Annotated in this window: 18 protein-coding genes; 10 read left to right on the top strand and 8 right to left on the bottom strand. The window is 40.0% G+C overall.

The window, feature by feature from the left end:
* The first annotated feature begins 235 nt into the window (after positions 1–235).
* The 5 genes from LMJ53_RS15670 (at position 236) to LMJ53_RS15650 (ending at position 4,344) form a co-directional block, all read left to right on the top strand.
* Complete coding sequence (locus tag LMJ53_RS15670; RefSeq protein ID WP_229588226.1) at positions 236–445, top strand: hypothetical protein; 210 nt, start codon at positions 236–238, stop codon at positions 443–445.
* Positions 446–1,590: 1,145 nt separating this feature from the next.
* A complete protein-coding gene (locus LMJ53_RS15665; protein WP_229588224.1) occupies positions 1,591–1,803 on the top strand; it encodes a hypothetical protein in 213 nt (70 codons plus the stop codon).
* Positions 1,804–2,081: 278 nt separating this feature from the next.
* Entirely contained in the window at positions 2,082–2,432 is a 351-nt protein-coding gene (locus LMJ53_RS15660; RefSeq protein ID WP_229588222.1) for a hypothetical protein, read from the top strand.
* A complete protein-coding gene (locus LMJ53_RS15655) occupies positions 2,429–2,983 on the top strand; it encodes a hypothetical protein (protein ID WP_229588220.1) in 555 nt (184 codons plus the stop codon). Before LMJ53_RS15660 ends, LMJ53_RS15655 begins: the two co-directional genes overlap by 4 nt.
* Positions 2,968–4,344 carry a hypothetical protein gene (locus LMJ53_RS15650; protein ID WP_229588218.1) on the top strand — a complete coding sequence of 459 codons (1,377 nt, stop codon included), beginning with the start codon at positions 2,968–2,970 and terminating at the stop codon, positions 4,342–4,344. The genes LMJ53_RS15655 and LMJ53_RS15650 overlap by 16 nt, the downstream gene beginning before the upstream one ends.
* A 564-nt stretch (positions 4,345–4,908) precedes the next feature.
* Here LMJ53_RS15650 and tnpA read toward each other — a convergent pair.
* The 4 genes from tnpA to LMJ53_RS15630 all read right to left on the bottom strand — a co-directional run bounded on the left by tnpA (position 4,909) and on the right by LMJ53_RS15630 (position 7,193).
* The gene (gene tnpA / locus LMJ53_RS15645) at positions 4,909–5,049 is read right to left on the bottom strand and encodes an IS66 family insertion sequence element accessory protein TnpA (RefSeq protein ID WP_229588216.1); all 141 of its coding nucleotides are present in this window, start codon (positions 5,047–5,049) and stop codon (positions 4,909–4,911) included.
* 387 nt (positions 5,050–5,436) lie between these two features.
* The gene (locus LMJ53_RS15640) at positions 5,437–5,790 is read right to left on the bottom strand and encodes a type II toxin-antitoxin system PemK/MazF family toxin (protein ID WP_229588214.1); all 354 of its coding nucleotides are present in this window, start codon (positions 5,788–5,790) and stop codon (positions 5,437–5,439) included.
* The gene (locus LMJ53_RS15635) at positions 5,790–6,044 is read right to left on the bottom strand and encodes an AbrB/MazE/SpoVT family DNA-binding domain-containing protein (protein ID WP_229588212.1); all 255 of its coding nucleotides are present in this window, start codon (positions 6,042–6,044) and stop codon (positions 5,790–5,792) included. Before LMJ53_RS15635 ends, LMJ53_RS15640 begins: the two co-directional genes overlap by 1 nt.
* 849 nt (positions 6,045–6,893) lie before the next feature.
* The gene (locus tag LMJ53_RS15630; protein ID WP_229588210.1) at positions 6,894–7,193 is read right to left on the bottom strand and encodes a hypothetical protein; all 300 of its coding nucleotides are present in this window, start codon (positions 7,191–7,193) and stop codon (positions 6,894–6,896) included.
* A gap of 864 nt (positions 7,194–8,057) precedes the next feature.
* Here LMJ53_RS15630 and LMJ53_RS15625 point away from each other — a divergent pair.
* The 3 genes from LMJ53_RS15625 (at position 8,058) to LMJ53_RS15615 (ending at position 9,401) form a co-directional block, all read left to right on the top strand.
* The gene (locus tag LMJ53_RS15625; protein ID WP_229588208.1) at positions 8,058–8,258 is read left to right on the top strand and encodes a hypothetical protein; all 201 of its coding nucleotides are present in this window, start codon (positions 8,058–8,060) and stop codon (positions 8,256–8,258) included.
* Positions 8,259–8,340: 82 nt separating this feature from the next.
* On the top strand, positions 8,341–8,820 hold the full coding sequence (locus LMJ53_RS15620) for a hypothetical protein (protein WP_229588206.1): 480 nt from the start codon (positions 8,341–8,343) through the stop codon (positions 8,818–8,820).
* Positions 8,817–9,401 carry a hypothetical protein gene (locus LMJ53_RS15615; RefSeq protein ID WP_229588204.1) on the top strand — a complete coding sequence of 195 codons (585 nt, stop codon included), beginning with the start codon at positions 8,817–8,819 and terminating at the stop codon, positions 9,399–9,401. Before LMJ53_RS15620 ends, LMJ53_RS15615 begins: the two co-directional genes overlap by 4 nt.
* A 35-nt stretch (positions 9,402–9,436) precedes the next feature.
* Here the strand turns inward: LMJ53_RS15615 and LMJ53_RS15610 are convergent, their stop codons facing one another.
* The 4 genes from LMJ53_RS15610 to LMJ53_RS15595 form a co-directional block, all read right to left on the bottom strand.
* Positions 9,437–10,468, bottom strand: coding sequence for a hypothetical protein (locus LMJ53_RS15610; RefSeq protein WP_229588202.1), 1,032 nt, complete (start codon positions 10,466–10,468; stop codon positions 9,437–9,439).
* A gap of 772 nt (positions 10,469–11,240) precedes the next feature.
* Positions 11,241–11,450: a hypothetical protein gene (locus tag LMJ53_RS15605; RefSeq protein WP_229588200.1), complete on the bottom strand. Its 210-nt coding sequence runs from the start codon at positions 11,448–11,450 to the stop codon at positions 11,241–11,243.
* Between the two features lie 560 nt (positions 11,451–12,010).
* On the bottom strand, positions 12,011–12,619 hold the full coding sequence (locus LMJ53_RS15600) for an outer membrane beta-barrel protein (protein WP_229588199.1): 609 nt from the start codon (positions 12,617–12,619) through the stop codon (positions 12,011–12,013).
* Between the two features lie 539 nt (positions 12,620–13,158).
* The gene (locus LMJ53_RS15595; protein ID WP_229588197.1) at positions 13,159–13,731 is read right to left on the bottom strand and encodes a hypothetical protein; all 573 of its coding nucleotides are present in this window, start codon (positions 13,729–13,731) and stop codon (positions 13,159–13,161) included.
* Between the two features lie 593 nt (positions 13,732–14,324).
* Here LMJ53_RS15595 and LMJ53_RS15590 point away from each other — a divergent pair.
* Both LMJ53_RS15590 and LMJ53_RS15585 read left to right on the top strand, forming a co-directional pair.
* A complete protein-coding gene (locus LMJ53_RS15590; RefSeq protein ID WP_229588195.1) occupies positions 14,325–14,693 on the top strand; it encodes a hypothetical protein in 369 nt (122 codons plus the stop codon).
* A gap of 1,454 nt (positions 14,694–16,147) precedes the next feature.
* A complete protein-coding gene (locus tag LMJ53_RS15585; RefSeq protein ID WP_229588193.1) occupies positions 16,148–16,927 on the top strand; it encodes a hypothetical protein in 780 nt (259 codons plus the stop codon).
* Positions 16,928–16,932 lie beyond the last annotated feature (5 nt).

The raw sequence follows: 16,932 nt of genomic DNA, 5'->3' as shown, positions 1-16,932 counted from the left end.
CAGGGAGAAGAAGTCGGGTAAAAAGAGAACATAAACGAAGGTCAGATCATGCTGGCCGGATCACACCGAAACGCCTGGCCGGATGAAACCGGAACAGGTGGCCGGACAAACCGAAATACGCAAAAATAAACTGTACCTCCAATTGCAACAAGAATTCTTAACTGATACATTCCCGAAGCTTTATCATAGAAAAGCAATAACTTAGGCTAATTAAACAATAAGAAAGGTATTAAAAGTGAAAGGGAAAATCTTACACACTACAGAAGTGGAAGTTCTCATCCGTGCTGAGGATGGTAATAAGTATCGTGCTTTACGTGATGAAGTAAAATCAGCTTTTGAATTGAATATTGGTGATGAAGTTGATTTTGACATTTTTGAGGGACAGGCCAAAGATGTTTACTCTTTGAGAGAAAGCACAGCGATTGAAAATTTTGCTAGGGTATAACGCGTATTGAATTACCAGCCGCTGAGATCTGTTCGTCAGTTAAAGACTGTTCGATATGCTTCACCATCCTCATTTCTGAACGAGTTTTATTCATCTCACAAACTAAAATATCTCCTACAGCAAAACCTAGCTCAGAACATAGCTCATCAGGTCAGGTAGAGGGAGAAGGTTATTCTGTTTTATCTCAACAGTGTAGCCCATCTTAAGCTCAGTTTTTGTTATGGGTAAATGCTCTTATGAGCCTAGTACAAATTGAACAATGTGTCACCAATCAATGTCTTTAACCTGACAAGATTACCCATCTAATATAAGGGTTCATTATCAGCAAGGAGGGCTTGAACAATACTGTTCTGTGCCAGCTAAAGTGGTCGCTTCTTTCTGACGTTTTTTTTCAAATTGTGATGATAAAAGGTTTGGCACTAGCAGTGCCAGTAATGGCGTTGTGAATTAACAATTAGTGGTAAAAAACGTTTTCAAATGAGTGGTCCTGTAAGTGCAATTAACCAACTGGATTCTTATCCACGGCGATTTTTTACCTCTCGATGTGCTCGTGAGCAAAGGGGTTAAGTAGCATGATGCAAAATCCACGGCGATTTTTTACCTCTTGAAGTGCGCGTGAGCAAAGGGTTTTAGTGACGTGATGCAATATTCACGGCGATTTTTTTACCTCTCTAGGTGCCCATGAATAAAGGTGTTTGTAGTGATGGAATGATATATCCACGGCGATTTTTTACCTCTCGAGCTGCCAGTGTGTGAAGGCGGTTAGTAATACTGCTGCAAAATCCAAAGTGATGCTTTACCTAGTCAAGTCTGGGGTGCCCATTTTAAGTGGCGTAATACTGATCAATGTTTATTACGAAAAATACAACCGATACTAGTGTGTATTCATTAAAAATGAGAATAGGTCTGTAAAATACCAAGTGCCTTGTTTTTACCGTTGAACAATCTAGTTTTATATTTTGTTTTGTAATTAACCGTTGCGAGGATACGAATTGACGCCGTTCAAGATAGGTTCTGCACCGGAGCAGGGTATTGAGCAACCAAAGGCGTGGCAGAGGCGTTTTTCCTCAATAAACCATCTTGCTGACTTTGTTGATCTTTCTCCTCTGTATCTTAAAAGGTCAGTGCACGTTAAGCAATCAAAAGTGCAAACGAGGTTAATCGAGATCCATGCACTATTACGTCGGGTGCGGCCCTGGTTTAATTCGGATCAGGCTGCATGGGCATGGTATATCGGTGAGCCTATTGTCGCTTTTGAACAATTAACGCCATCAGAAATTATTAAAAAATTTCATGGCTCAGGTGTTAAGGCATTGAATGATTGGATCACAGAGCGAGAATTGGGCGGCTTCAATTAGTGGCATTTGCTTTAACTTTAAAAGGACTTCTGATTACTATTTTTATAGATCATAACTTTCACAATCAAGGGCGGTTGATTGTTGTTCTCATTAATTAATATTAAAGACTGCTTTAAGCCAAAATCGAAAACTAGCCGATTCATCACTGCAGCGTTTCCAGAATATCTATTCTCAAGAAAATATTCCAACTTTACGAGAAATCATTTCGAATTTTGACTACAGTTATATTTAATACGATAGTTAGGTCGAATCGAATGGGAACTTCGTGAAGGAATATTATGGATAACTTTGGCATTGTCGAAGTATTAAATACCGGACTGTTCGGCTTTATATTTCTGATGGCATACTTGTGTTATCAAGCTTTAAAAAATACGCAAGATTCCCAAGGCGCTTCAGTTAAGACCGCCCGAAATTTTCTCTGGATTATTGTACTTCTGGTGATTTTAGCAGGAGGCTTCAATCTTGCCGAAAAATGGCTTTCCAGGGAATCGCCTTCCCATGCATTACAGGAGTGTAGCGACAGCATTAAAGTCTTGGCTGATTTAGCAAATCTACCGGGAGTTACCGCCGAAAACCTTAAGAACCAGATCCGGGCGCATGTCGTTCTTTGCGAAAGGTCGTTAAGATGATACTAACTTCAAATAACGCCAAAGTATGCCAATTGTTGACCGTATCAGCCTTATCGTTGATGCTAATTAGCATGCAAGTAAACGCTTTTTCCAATATTAAATCCGACGATCCTGAAACAAAATATATTCTAGTCGATAAGGCAACTAATTTAGTGGAACTGCTTGCAGTTACAGAACTCGAAGACATCCCCATTGGTTCTGGCGGTTTCGATGCACGCATCAGCACAGGGAGATGGATAACTTCTAGTTTATCAGATTGTGGATTTGAAGTCGCAAAATTCACACGTGCATGGGCAAAAAAGTACAATTTAACGGTTTTGAGCGACGACACTAGCCCAAAAAGTGTTTCAATTAATATTGGTGGAAATGAGATTGAAGGAGTATTCCAACTAATGTATCGCCTAGACGGACCTCCAGAGCGAGCAATGCTCAAATTTCGTTTCTTTACAATTGATGGGCTTGAGAAAGAACCGAGTATTTCCTTTCAGTCATATGAAATTCCTGATTTGAGTTCAAATTTGCGGGAGGCCATGAAATGTTCAATCGATTAGTTGCCCTATTTTCGGCATTTTCTGTTGTTACGCTTCAATCGACGACTGGCTATACTCAAGGGGACCTTGCTCAAGATTCCCCTGGCTCAAAGCAGATCAAAATTTCTTATTGCGTCGCAGACAAATCAAAACCGCCACCGATGGGTACGCGAAACGTATTAAGCGCTGTTGGACGCCTCTCTCATAGTGGATACCTCAAGAAGGGTGTGAAATTCGAAGCCGAGTTTACAGACAACCCAGCTTGCCTGCAAAAATCTGGAAACGGTTGCTTTGGTGAAAGTGGGGCTGTTTTTTGCAATTTAGACAGTTTGGCTGACTTGCTTGAACGCACAGCTTGGATCGCTGCCAGTGGCTCAATCAATGCGATGCGGGGTATAACAAAGAATGAAGGTGGCCTAGCATTCGAAGATAAGATTGGTTGGGAAAATGCTAGCGTGTTTTCGGAAATTCGTGGGAACGCAAAAAATCGAGACGATTTTGCCGCCCAATTGATAGGTGTAGTTGAAGAGAGAGACATTAACGCCGTTGATGTAGTAGAAGCCGGAGAAATAGTTCAAGCGCTTCTCCAATACGATGCAGATCTTCAGTCAAATATAAATGATTTTCATTCTGGCATCATCATGGCATATCCAGTATACGAAGCTGCTTCGAATTATATCGTGTCTTTCATTTTTGGACACGAATTAGCTCATGCCTATGAGGGCTGTATCTTCTCACAACCAAGTATTATCGAAACCTCCGATCGTTTTACACAAATCTTGGACACACAGCGCAGCGGGAAGTTTTTTGGAAAGAATAATTTGTCGCTCGATGAGGCATTGGCTGAGCGTTGCGCGTTACGAGGAGTCCAACATATGGACACAGAAATGGTCGCATACAAAAATTCTAAGCCCGATGCGAGCGTCGAAAAGATAATGCTCACTTTTGGCAGAAGGATTGCGATCGATGGTGCGGGTATTATTTTAACGACGAATTTGGGTAGCGATTGGTCACAGGCCACCGATTGGCAATCACCTGGTGAAGATGGACTACCCACCACGTCATATAATGTAAAAATTGAGCCGGGTTATTTATACTATCCACTCCGCATGGCAATGCTGGCTGAACTTTTGCAGCAACTGGAACACAGCGACCAGAAATTTATCAAAATATGTGATAACACGGCTAAACTTTTTGTAATGGGGCTTAACGTTGCAATAGCGCATCGGGAGGATGGCAAGTACTCCGAAGGGAAATTTGATCATAGCGGGCTTGCCGCCACATTCGGATCGCTTGTAGGTCCTGGCGTGATTGATGGTTGGGAAAACGGAAATTGGGACTCAGCTATCAGCTTTGCTTGCGAATCTAAAAGTAAAAAATAGAGCCACAATACTTCGGAAATATCTACTGAAAGAAGTGAATTCGTTACTCAACCTCTTTGGTTGTATCCGCTAGCTGATATTCACGTTTAGAACAGTATTTGGCTATCCGGGAGGACTTTTGTGGCATCGTCTTTTCCTCTCAGGTGGGAGATGAATCAACTTGAGAAAATCCTTTGAATATCAGATTTAACATGATTTCTTGTAAAAGTCATGATTTGCTGCAAAATTATCTTGTCTTTTTACAATGAGATTAAGCCAATCAAAAATTCAACCAACCTAGATTCTGGTTTTGTCTAACATCGTTAATATTCTATACTATTCGCATACAAACCTCCAAGTCCGCCTATGTGAGCTTTGTCTATAGGGTAGCTATCGCGGCCTTTTTTCTTGCTTCAACGTTCCTATCTACTGAACCGTGTCCTTTTGGTGCAGGGCCGCTAACCACAAGACATCTGTGCCTGGTGGTAAGTGCAGCTCAACATCGCGCTTTTTCAACATGATGCTTTGATTGAGTATCATGCCTTGTGTGGCCAGCTCAACAAAGCCGGTATCGTCTTCCTGTTGTCAGGTGAGAAGTTGCCGCTTACGATAGCTGAAATAGGCTTGGTCGATGCCTTTCTGTTTTGCAAATTCGGTTTGAGTTAGCCCACTGGCTTTTTTCTGGTCAAACAGCGCCAGCCACTGCTCGGTTGTTCTGCGGATCATGTTAAGCCTCTGCCTAGTTTTAGATTCAGATAGGGTAAGAAGATTTAGCTAAGCTTGGTAAGTGTGGTTGCGTTACGCTTACGGTTAAGGCACTGCTATAAGAGTAGAATTTTGATTCAAGTGGTAAGTTTGCTGCAACGAGTGGTCCGATGGATTTGTAATGACTGGTAAGTTAGCTCTGCAATTGGGTCGTAAATTAAATGCTATTGATCACTCAAAGTTATTTAACTGCAAAGTCTCTGCTCACATTTTTCGCAGTACCATCCGTTTTGAAATCTAAATGCTGTTGATGTAGGAAGGTGGCTCACTAGCTTGTGAAACATTTTTTCAGCTCTACATTTCTGGATTGGTGGCGGTGTCCAATCTGATAAATCCATATTTCACTTGTTATTCTTCAAATAGAGACTCAGCCCCAATCAACGGGATAAGTCTTAACAAAACATCTTCCATCACACCGTTTTCAGCGGTAGTAATCATCTTCGCGCTACGGTCTTTCCAAGAGAGCGTTTGAATCAAACTTGAGGTAACAACACTAGGCTTTTCAAGGTTTTTTACTGGTACTTCGGTAGCTTGACCGCGAATACTGGTACTAATCGGACAGCAGATAAGTAGCCCTGTTTGCTGATTGTATTCTTTACTTGAAAGGACAAGAACTGGACGGTACTTGCCGATCTCTTTGCCTTTCACTGGCTCAAAATCTAACCAGATAATGTCATTGCGTTTAGGAATGAACTGCGCCACTACTCGCCTAACTCCGCAACAGAGACAACAGCCAATTCATCAGCATGTGCCGTATGAGCATCTAAGCCGTTTAGAAGTTCTTTTTCGCTAAACGGGAAGCGTTTCTTTTGACGCTTAATAGGTTCAATAGTGATCTTCTTACCATCCGCTTTAACCTCAATCTCAGCCCCTTCAACCAAGCCAAATTGACGAATTAACGCAGCAGGAATGATGTTGCCAAGACTGTTGCCAATTTTTCGTACTTGAGTCCGCATATCTCAACCTCACAAGTGGGTACATTGTTATAACCAAATTGATTGTATACCTTTTAACCTCGGTGCCAACATTGTTATAACTAAAAAGCTAACTCAGCTGCCTTAGATATTGAGCTAATACGCTCCTCATTTTAATTCTAAAAAGTTTTTAACTTTAAAGTCATAGCTTCAAACGTTATTGTCTACCGACAGAAAAATAAAGATTTATGCTAATTACTACTACTACGCCAGAATCGAACTACAAACCGAGTATTAAAGTATCATACTCTTTTTGTAGCTAATCTCTGGACAAAAAAAATTTAGAATTGCTGCCTAAAGTATTCAGTTATCAACCCCAAGTTATGCATGATCGTTCGATCACGGGCTTACTCATGAGCGTCAGGTGCAAGGATGCCGATTAACAGAAAACAACTAAGTATGATTCTTTATTACTTAGTATGAATCTTTATCCTACTCACACATTTATACTGTTTAGTAGTGACGATTTAAATACCACCTAGCCGCAACAGGCGCATAAAAAAACGGATACAATAGTGCATATAGAACGGAATAACCTTTAGTCTTGGCATGAATGTTATAAAAAAAGTACCCAATGCAACCCCAAATATTGATCGTAATTAACACAGAGATCAAATAGCAAAAACGCTCTTGATCGGGTTCTAACAGTGCCAATTTTATTAAGGGGCTCATCATGGCAAGTACCACAACCCCACCCAACAGTTGGCAACTATAAATTTGTAGTGTTTTCATGTTGTTTCTCTTTTTTTAAATACCAACTACGCCAACCTAACCTTCGGTACCCATACCGCATAATCCATAAATAGTGTCATATTTACTCTCCAGGCGCGATTACCAATCATCTGAGCCAAAACTACTGAAAGAGTCATCCAGTCCACTACTATATGAGTCGCTCATGCTAAAATCTGATATACCACCGTCGAACATATCTATTGCTGAATCACAGCCTATACCGCCTATTGAATCAATACCGTAGGCGTTACCTTCAACATCAACGCCGCACATACCACCAATCATAATGTTCCCATTTGCCGGATTTAGCACGGCATCATCAGTAGCAAAATCAGTTACAGACTCAAACTCTGCAGTGCCTTCATCAAAAAGCCCGCTAAACCAGCTGAACAATCCCAATTTCATTCTCCTAAACAAATTAAAGTGCAATATCCTTACACCAGCTTTTCAACGGGTTGTCGATAATGACAGCACAAATGCTTATCCGAACTTAATTATTTTCGATTGAATAGCAAGTTATTTTTAATTGGGGTTGTATATGTATGGAATTCAGATAAGTGGCCGCTAAGCAATTTTGATTAAGTGAACTACTCGGCACTAAAGTACCGAGCTTCTGATTACGCAGCAGGTGCAACCATCTTTTGTTGACGCTTCGACGCCTGATGCACAGCACCTTTAGTTTTATACATGGCTCCACGCCTGATATCTGAGGCTGGCTTTAAGGCGCCTTTGTCAGATAACTCCGTTCCAGAGTGTAGTACTAAATTAATTGCTGTTGATCTTTACCCGCACCAAGGGTGCAATACACTAAGCACTGCTCTGAAATTCAAAAATTTTTTGTTCTTGGATACTGAATTTTTATAAAAATAACTTAATTAGCTTAACCCCTAAACGGTTCCTTAATTCTTCATCAAAAGGCAACACGGTACCTTCTCGGACCAATTCTATTGAATTGCCTAGTAGTATCCTTGAGAGTCGGTTGCTTGGGTCTAACTTAGGGTCCTTTATCATTTGTTGACATAGTTTTTGCTCTAACAGCAAATATTTTGCTTCGCTGTATAAGGCCCAACAGTCATAACTGACATCTGGTAATAATAAGAACCTATCATGTTGTAGCATCGCTTCGGTGCAGATAATTCCGCCAGCATCAAGTGTCAACCTCACCATACTTCCTTACTCTGTTTTAGGTTATTAAGTACAGTGTAACTCTGTCTGCGACCTATTATGTCGCACATAATGATTATGCTTCCAGCAGGCCACAGTTTGAAAAATATCAACATCATTGCCCGCTGCCAATTCGAACCCAGCGAGTTCAACGCATTGCAAATGAAGCCGGAAGACGAATGTGCTGGTGTAGGTTATTTTATGACACCTAAAAACTGCATCGACGCACTAACCAGACTTAGCTTAGCCGTAGAGTTTGGATTCGAGGATGACAGGCTAAATGACAGCCATAATATGTAAGATTCTAAAAATTGCTAAATTTAAACTACTGGGATAGAGTTTTGTAATATCAAATTATAATCTGAGTAAAAGAGCGTGGTTTATGAGTAAATTAGATGACTTTGAGATCCAATACCGTGACACGATGCTCTCAGACATTAATAATGATATTAAAAAGCTAGGTGACTATTTTAATATTAAATTACCTTTGCTGGCTGTACCTGATTATTCCAAATCTAATATTGAATGCTCAGGTCAGCCACCGGTTTTTAACAGTATATGGGTCAACTCCGAATTAGCTCGCCAAAAAGACAAAGTCTTGAAAACACTTACAATTCATCTGCTGGCAATTGCCTCTGAAATCAAATTGGGTGACTCTCGCCTTCGAGGAAACTTTGATGATGTTGCCGAACAAATAGCGATGTCGACTCTAGATAGATCACAATTTTGGACTTTTAATCCAGAAGAAGTAGATATGGATGTAAAGTGTAACTCTTTATACATAAGCTGGAGCGATATTATTATGCATTTTTCTGATAGCTTTAAAGAAAAATTTAATTTTCATAAGGATAGCCAACAATGACAATAAGCGTAAGAGTTTTTGACACAATTCTCGACGAAAGAAAACTAAAAGACACTGTATCTCGAAACTCAGCTGATTTCTGGAAACCCTTTTGTAAATCTGCGGGCTGGACATTTTCGCATGAACGCATACATTCCTTTGCCGACCTTAAATATTTAATGTCTAGAAAAATCAAAGAAGATGTAATTATATTTTCTGGCCATGGAATGGAAGACGGTTTTTATCTATCAAATGGCGATATGCTAAATCAGGAAGCAATTGAAAGCATACTGGGTGAAATACCATCCAAAAATCATGGGAAAATTATCATATTTTCAAGCTGCTATATGGGAAAATCAGCTGGTCTCTGCCAGTCTTTAAAAGACTATTTTGGTGCTAGGACACTTTTCGCCTATCAACATTTAATGGCTGACAGGTTTTGCTTTTTATTCGAATCAATCTTATTGAGTTCAATTGAGCAAGCATGGAGTAAGAAAGAAGCGTTTAGTTTAAAAGACTTCGAAGACTTTAAAACTAATACTAGTTTTATGAAAAATATGAACGAAGAAAAAGTGAAAAAGCACCCTATGTTGATGTTTTAATATACTCAACGAGCAGCAGTTTAATCCTCCACCCTTTACAATCGCTTTGTGCCTTTATCACTGCTTATTGGCATAAAAATGATAGTAAAGGGTGGCGCGGTGTTGACACAATATAACTTTAGATATGAAAAACAGCATGGTAAAACTGCCAAAGCTCGATTCAACCCCACATTGCCAACTTGAGGTTTGTAAACATCCAGATCATGAGCAAAGTAAACACGTTCGTTTAAGTGCTTGCGACAATGAAGGTAATTATTGCAGCTTAAAACGGCTCTAATTTCTCCAGGCCACACTAGCGCGAGCGATAATGCTGTCATTACCCCTTCACAAAATAGAATGGAATAAAACTGTAGCCCTGAGATAGGGGTAATTCTGACAAAGCTACCTTTTGTAGCTCCGGCAAAAGCGACATGAGTTCGTTTATTGTTACTTGCTAAATTGGGATCGATCGCTTGAAAACCGACTGTTTTGCCACTTAATGCCTCGATGGGTACCCAAAGTTTTTTGGAATGACACCGCATGTTAATTCTGCGCAATAAGGTGCTCGTTGCCAAACCACAAAGCCTTTGTTGCAAGTAAGGGTGGCTCGTAGCTACTGGCTTGGCGCTGGCAAATAGGTTGTCTAAAACCATAAAATACTTTGCACGCTGTTTTTCATAAGCCTGCTCGGAGGGAGACAACCGTTTTGCATGTGCCATGGCATTAAATACTGGCTTAGCGTGCTCTGTATTAGAAGATAACCATAGTTTTGGCTGTTGCCTTAACCATCTCAATCCATTGAAATCAGAGGATAAACCACCGTCTTTAAAAGAATAAAATCGAAAAAACGGCCAAGGTTGCCCATCTGAAGTTTGGTTATAGTAAAAGCGAACCGAACAGCAGCCTTTGTAACGTTTCGCTAATACCGGCACCTCATTTCCTTTTAAAAAAACGGAATGATCTGGTAAGCACGGTAGTAAAGCGCCAGCATCGATACCTGTTGTAGCAGCAGCGTTTGCAATAGCCTCTTTTGCATGAGTTAGAATGCTTAACATATCTACTTTGTGCCGAAGCGTATTCTGCTGCATAACCTACACCTTCCAATAACAGTGGAAGGTAGTTTAATGACTTAGACTATTGGATTATGTGCTGACAAACTTGTGAATAGCGGCTCTTTCACGTTGTTGTGTAGCTCTAGACAAGAAATGTTTCAGTTAACTTACAGTCGAAATATCTAGCAGCATTCGTGCGATATAGTGACATATCCAATATCCGACGAATTTACGGCAAAATGCGTAAAATTGTCGGAAAACCACTTAACCCGACAATTTTATGGCAAAACGAGTAAAATTGTCGGAAATTTACTAGCAAATGAGTTGTACATGAAACGCTATGCTTAGAATTGCTTCGTAATACACGCAGCACCTTTCCTATTGAATTGTGTGACCGTTTGGATAACGCTCACTAGCTTCCGGTGCAGCACATTGAGCAACTGGCTTAACTAAGGAAGGTTAGCTGAACCGTTCTTGATATGAATGCAATCTGAGTTATTCACACGTCGGATACTGTCGTTGTGAAGCTTTTTTCTTGAACTTAACACACTCCCGCGAGGCAAGCTGTGGGGAAAAACCTCTAGCAGAAGCTCAGGCAAATATTTCATAACTTAAGACGGTGTTCTGGAGGGAAATGACATTTTGGGTTGATGGTTATTGGCAATCCCATTGCCGATACCATCAGCGAGTATATTCAATAGCATGGTCAATTTTACCGACTCATGTCCGCGACCTCGCTATGCTCTGAACACGGCATCTCTCGAAAATTTCAATAACATTTGAACCTCCAATGCAGTTGATTTGTGCGTTATTTCTTTAATCCGTTTCCTTTGAAAAACTCTTCCAAATTATCAAATTCAGAGATGTCTTTCATTGGTTGACGATATTCATCTAAGCCTTTACTGATGAAACGCTTGATAAGCAATTCAGGCTCTATACCGTGAAGCCCTGCGGCATGTTCAATAAGGTCAGGTTGCGTTTCGTAATCCTTGAAGGTAACGGTGCAGCTCTTAGGCATAGTGTCATCCCAACGTAAGCATTTAATTAAGCTACCACAAGAGTTGGGCCTTCGCTGTAAACCTAGCCCATGACTGAGACTAGGTTGAGTCAGTTAGCCAGACTTACACTGTTTGTAGCAAACAAGAACCAGACCAACTGTTAATATCATTGCCGGTATTAACCATAGAGCTTCCATTTAATTCTCCCGTATCAGATTTTGAGAAAGGACCGTCGGTTGCCACTAGACTGAGAGGTTTTTGTTAAATCACGATGGTTTTCGCTCTGCTATGCGCCTTCAGTCGCTTACTAACCAAGTTGTAAAAAGTAGCGTTGACTTCGCCATAAATTAATCTTGAGTATTGTTACATAAGAATAGCAGTGATTGTTCTGATTAGGGGGCAAAAACCGTATGTCTAATGAAACTGTTTTCTGATTTCCACATAGAGGTTAAGTGTTATATAAATATTTAGTTTTGAGTGGTTGATTGAGGATTAGTATCAATTTTCTTACTAAGCAACATAACGGGGTAGGAATATTGTATTCTTAGCCAGGTGGAAAACCACCTGGCCAGAGTATCAATTAAAAAGCGTAGCTAACCGCAATCTTATACATTGCGATATCGCTATCTTGCTCATACGACACAACACCATGGAAATGGTCTGTAAACTTCAAGCGACCTTCAACACCAACGAATGTAGCAGAATCATAATCGCCGCCAAAATCTGAATGTTCTGCGTATACGCCACCTTCAAATTTACCAAAACTATGCTTTAAGCCGACCTTAACTAAATAGCCATCTGCCGTATCTGATAGTGAAAATCGTTGATTACTTATTACTGCATTGTAAGTATCTTTTTGACGGGCATATCCAACCTGACCATATAAATCCGTTGCTGGCGCTATACCATACCGATAACCCACAGACACTTTAAGTAAATTAACGTCCCAATCATAAATCTCAACAGAATCTGCACCTGAGTCTTCGACTTTTGCTAATTGTCCCGTTACGAAAACATTATCTGTTATAAGCTTTGATGCTGCTAATGAGAAGCCATTAAAAGTACTGTCAGAATCATCAACTTTTACACCTGCAAAACCAACATCAACAAAATCATATGTGTTATTGACGTTTGCATTTGCTGCACCGCACACACTAGCTAATACAACAACTAACAATGTTTTTTTCATCTTTTTATTTCCCTTAAAATTACCAAGCACCATGCTCGGCTGTGAATAAATTGTTCACATGCTAAATCCAACGCTACAAATCTAGTAGCGATAACATTGTACCTTTTTCAGCAAACTAAAAGTATAGGTAAGTTAATAATTTATAAGTGTTATTCAAATAATATATGGTTTTTTTTAATTGCTTTAAGATGAGAATGTGAAAATTGTAAGGATTTAATCATCACTTACGCTCAGAGGGTTAATACGCTTAATATCTTTGAACGATGTATCTAAGGCACAGCTGCACAAAAATAATTTAATGTAAACTCACTGAAATGAGTTAGTGTCGAAAGCATGTTGCTGGTATGCAGAGGAAGAGTGATTCCTTTTTCTTCCCCTGCCATTCCTTAAAGGTTTTTACTGATTTTTTAAATAATACAGACTACTCTTTTCGGGTAATCAAACTAGCCAAATGCGTTATCGCTTTCTCGCATGGATACCATGTAATCAAGGGTATCTGCAGCTAACAAATACCCTACCCTGTATTAAATTAGCTGTCCTCAGTTACGTTTTGTGAGTAGATTGTCAATCTCAATACATGTTTCGAGTAGATTACAAACAATCTGACATATGTCGTTGAAGTAATAGTCATCATCCAGCGCTAGAAAACTGGCTAACACTAACTGCTCTTCCTCAGTCTCTGGCAAAACAATAACGTTTTTAAACTCGCCCTTAATCAAAGGCGCTAAAGCCTTATGATGCTGATTATATGTCATCAGAAACCCTAGAAAACGCGTTCCACCGCTGGGCGATGTCCAACAACCTGGCTGCATGCTGTAAGCCGTTAATTGGCCAAACGGTAAAGGCAACTCCAGCATAATGCCAGTATCTGGATGTGGCGTAACAGGGCTGAAATATAAATCTTCGTTTGCCACCATCAGCAACGAAAACACTTTGGGGCTGATGCCATTTATCGGATCTTCGCAGGGATCATCGCCACCAATCACCCCCGTCCTTGCACCCTTATGTTCCAGGTACAAGTGCTTACTGAAATTCTCCATTTCAAGAGAATGACAAAAGTCGGTTAAATCAAAAATCTCTCGGTCGTCAGGTTGCATAATTGGAATGTTCATTTTGTCCTCCACATGTCGATTGAACCTTACCAGCAAAACACAGATTAATTTTGACGCCACAAAACGGCACAACACTCAAAAATGCATGAATTGGCTAATCCCTCTTGGAACCAACTGCCACAAACGACGCAGAGGCTTTATCAAAAGCGTATATTAGTTAGGTACTTCACGTTAGCGATGTGTGAAGGCTTTCGGGTAGTAGGTGAACATTTTAGCCACCAGTTTTACATAAAGTTAGGCGAACAATTCAGATAGCGAAAGAATCGCGATGGATTTTTGGTCAATGCTAAAGTTCTTTTTGCTAAACATTGCGATTGTTGGATATATCGCCTATAAACCGGATATGGCGCCTATCAAATAGCGTCATCGCTGAGTTAGAATACCTTTAAGGTTATTAATTTCTATGGTGCAGTGATGGATTTAGTGACACTTCTATTATCAATTGGCACAGCCTTTTTGGTGTTATCAGGTATTCTGTGGTATCGAGCTTACCGCATTGTCAAACAGCAAATTAAGTAACACCAAGCCCCTTCAACATTTAACAATCTAGTTTTATATTTTTAATTTGTAAAAAATCGTTACAAGGATTTAAATTGACACCATTCAAGATAGGTACTGCACCAGATCAGGGTATTGAGCAACCAAAGGCGTGGGCAGAGGCGTTTTTTACTTCAATAGAGCAGCTTGCTGACTTTGTTGACCTTCCACCTCAGTCTCTTAAAAGGTCAGAGCGCGTTAAACAATCAAAAGTGCAAACAAGGTTAATCGAGATCCATTTATTATTGCGCCGAGTACGCCCTTGGTTTAATTCGGATCAAGCTACCTGGGCGTGGTATATCGCTGAGCCGCTTGTAGCTTTTGAGCAATTAACGCCTTCAGAAGTTATTAAAAAATTTCATGGCTCAGGTATTCAGGCGTTGAATGATTGGATAACAGAGCGAGAATTGGGCGGTTTTAATTAGTTGCATTTTGCTAAACGAAGATATTTTAATATTCAGCTTCCGATATCTCATCTCCATTTTTTTGATCTAACACGGTTAGCTCAGCTAGTACATTCAGTCTATTCGATGCTAAAAAACAGTTCTCATCTTCCATAAGATCGGCATAGGCCACCTTCCTGCGATTACCGGTGCGGATGAATGGCGTTTAATTAGATGCTGTTGACCTTTGAGTCTAAATTAAACGTCATAGCAACAAAGTATAATGGTTTCGCCAAAAATCAAAAATACCAACGAGAAGGACGGGTAACCAAGGTTATTCGGCATCTAAAACGAATTTGTTATTTTTTGTTATCACCGACTTGGCAATACTGAGATTAACAACAAAAATCTCGTGATCCAGTAATATAATTTTTTTAAGGGCTAAAACATGCTGTGGTATATATTACCGATGTACCAGTAACATAATTTTGAGGGGTAAGCGATAGCACAAAATTAGTGTTTTTTTTTGATGTTTTCATACTGATTTCTTATGCTTTAAATGCTTGAGATTTTCATTTTAACCCCTGAATTTGGTCATTTTTAGTACCTTTCTCGAACCTTAAGGCTAAAGTTATCTATCTATATGGCTAGATTTCCTGTTTTTCTATTTTTAGTGTTTTTTTAAATGTAACCCAACACGCCAATTGTAGAGAATCACTACACTTAGCGCACTAAATCAGTACACCTAGCGTACCAAAACGGTTCCCTTAGAGGACCAAAATGGTTCCCTTGGAGGACCAAAATGGTTCCCTTAGAGGACCAAAATGGTTCCCTTGGAGGACCAAAAAGGTTCCCTTGGAGGACCAAAACGGTTCCCTTGGAGGACCAAAACGGTTCCCTTGGAGGACCAAAACGGTTCCCTTGGAGGACCAAAACGGTTCCCTTGGAGGACCAAAACGGTTCCCTTGGAGGACCAAAACGGTTCCCTTAGAGGACCAAAACGGTTCCCTTATAGGACCAAATCAGTACACCTAGCGTACTAAATCACTACAGTTTGTGTAGTAAATTACTACATTTGACGTTTCCACTTCTGGGTTCTTAGATTACATATCTTTGCGGGCTGGGAAAATTGATCCATTTTCCATGATAACAGCTTATCAATGCGATTGATGAGATGATCCGATACGTCTTAGCACCCTTGCTTCCCATACCTGCATGACAGTGATTATCGCAAACATCATTTGAACTACTCGGCACTGGAGTACCGATATTGCGCCAGTCAGTTGTTCAAAACTCATCTGAAATTATCATATCGACAAAATGACAAACAGACCAAAAAATTAGTAAACATAAAACTTTCGTTTTTTTTCTCAGCTTATGCATCAGATACAAACCTCACCATTAGCCTATCACTGAGCGTGACTGAAGCGCTCAAACTATACAAACACTTGGACTTCCCAGATTTTGTATTCGTCATAGCTTAGAAGGAAAACTGTGTGCTAAGAAAACATTTCAATGCCTTTCTCTCGAATAAACTTATCATCTATTGCAGTGTGATAGGAACGATCTTACTTGGTCTTTTAGAGCATTACATCACTGGCAGCACTTCAGACCTCATTAAAGAGGCCTCTATGGGAAAGACAGCACAATGGTTTTTTTTGATTAATCTTTTGAGCTATTTACTCTTTGCTTGGGCGTCATCACAGTTAATCGCTAGAACAATTGACCTGGCTTTTTTGAGTATAAGAACGGTATTACTCTCGTTTGCTAAAGCATTCATTTGCACGGCATGGTGGTGTTATGTTGGGATATGGCTTTTAAAACAATTTATACAATATAGCTCAATTGAATTAACCGGTTTTTCGGTTTTGTCACTCTCCATCTTTGGACAGATCGGCACTGCTTTGATTGTCTGCCTATTGGTGTGTTATTGCTACAGCATGTTTATCAGTATTTATATTGGTTCGATATTACGCACTGCCTTGCGCGGAGTCTCAGAGAGAAATCGGCGTTGGTTTGCTAGGTATCACGTGCCTGTATCATGTGTATGGGTCGTATTTAACATGCCGTTGCTGTGGCTGATACTTGCAGGAGCATTTTTCTTAAAATTGTCCGGTCTGCTCTTACTATCTGTAGGGGTATCCTTTATCTACCTCATCACAGAGCCTCTAGCAATGCTTGCTGTATTGTTTAGCTTTTATATTGCGCTTGTTGTGTATTTAGATGAACAAAAAAATCCAAATTGGGCGAATTTAACCAAAAGGCTTGCACAGTAAAGCAC

This window comes from Rheinheimera sp. UJ51, assembly GCF_020819615.1.
GTDB lineage: Bacteria > Pseudomonadota > Gammaproteobacteria > Enterobacterales > Alteromonadaceae > Alishewanella > Alishewanella maricola.
This window is presented reverse-complemented; position numbering and strand designations above follow the sequence as displayed.

What these genes read in the sequence shown, in the direction of transcription:
- LMJ53_RS15660 (WP_229588222.1), top strand. Translation starts at nt 2,082, where the DNA reads ATGGATAACTTTGGCATTGTCGAAGTATTAAATACCGGACTGTTCGGC.
- LMJ53_RS15655 (WP_229588220.1), top strand. Translation starts at nt 2,429, where the DNA reads ATGATACTAACTTCAAATAACGCCAAAGTATGCCAATTGTTGACCGTA.
- LMJ53_RS15650 (WP_229588218.1), top strand. Translation starts at nt 2,968, where the DNA reads ATGTTCAATCGATTAGTTGCCCTATTTTCGGCATTTTCTGTTGTTACG.
- tnpA (WP_229588216.1), bottom strand. Translation starts at nt 5,049, where the DNA reads ATGATCCGCAGAACAACCGAGCAGTGGCTGGCGCTGTTTGACCAGAAA.
- LMJ53_RS15635 (WP_229588212.1), bottom strand. Translation starts at nt 6,044, where the DNA reads ATGCGGACTCAAGTACGAAAAATTGGCAACAGTCTTGGCAACATCATT.
- LMJ53_RS15620 (WP_229588206.1), top strand. Translation starts at nt 8,341, where the DNA reads ATGAGTAAATTAGATGACTTTGAGATCCAATACCGTGACACGATGCTC.
- LMJ53_RS15615 (WP_229588204.1), top strand. Translation starts at nt 8,817, where the DNA reads ATGACAATAAGCGTAAGAGTTTTTGACACAATTCTCGACGAAAGAAAA.
- LMJ53_RS15610 (WP_229588202.1), bottom strand. Translation starts at nt 10,468, where the DNA reads ATGCAGCAGAATACGCTTCGGCACAAAGTAGATATGTTAAGCATTCTA.
- LMJ53_RS15605 (WP_229588200.1), bottom strand. Translation starts at nt 11,450, where the DNA reads ATGCCTAAGAGCTGCACCGTTACCTTCAAGGATTACGAAACGCAACCT.
- LMJ53_RS15600 (WP_229588199.1), bottom strand. Translation starts at nt 12,619, where the DNA reads ATGAAAAAAACATTGTTAGTTGTTGTATTAGCTAGTGTGTGCGGTGCA.
- LMJ53_RS15595 (WP_229588197.1), bottom strand. Translation starts at nt 13,731, where the DNA reads ATGAACATTCCAATTATGCAACCTGACGACCGAGAGATTTTTGATTTA.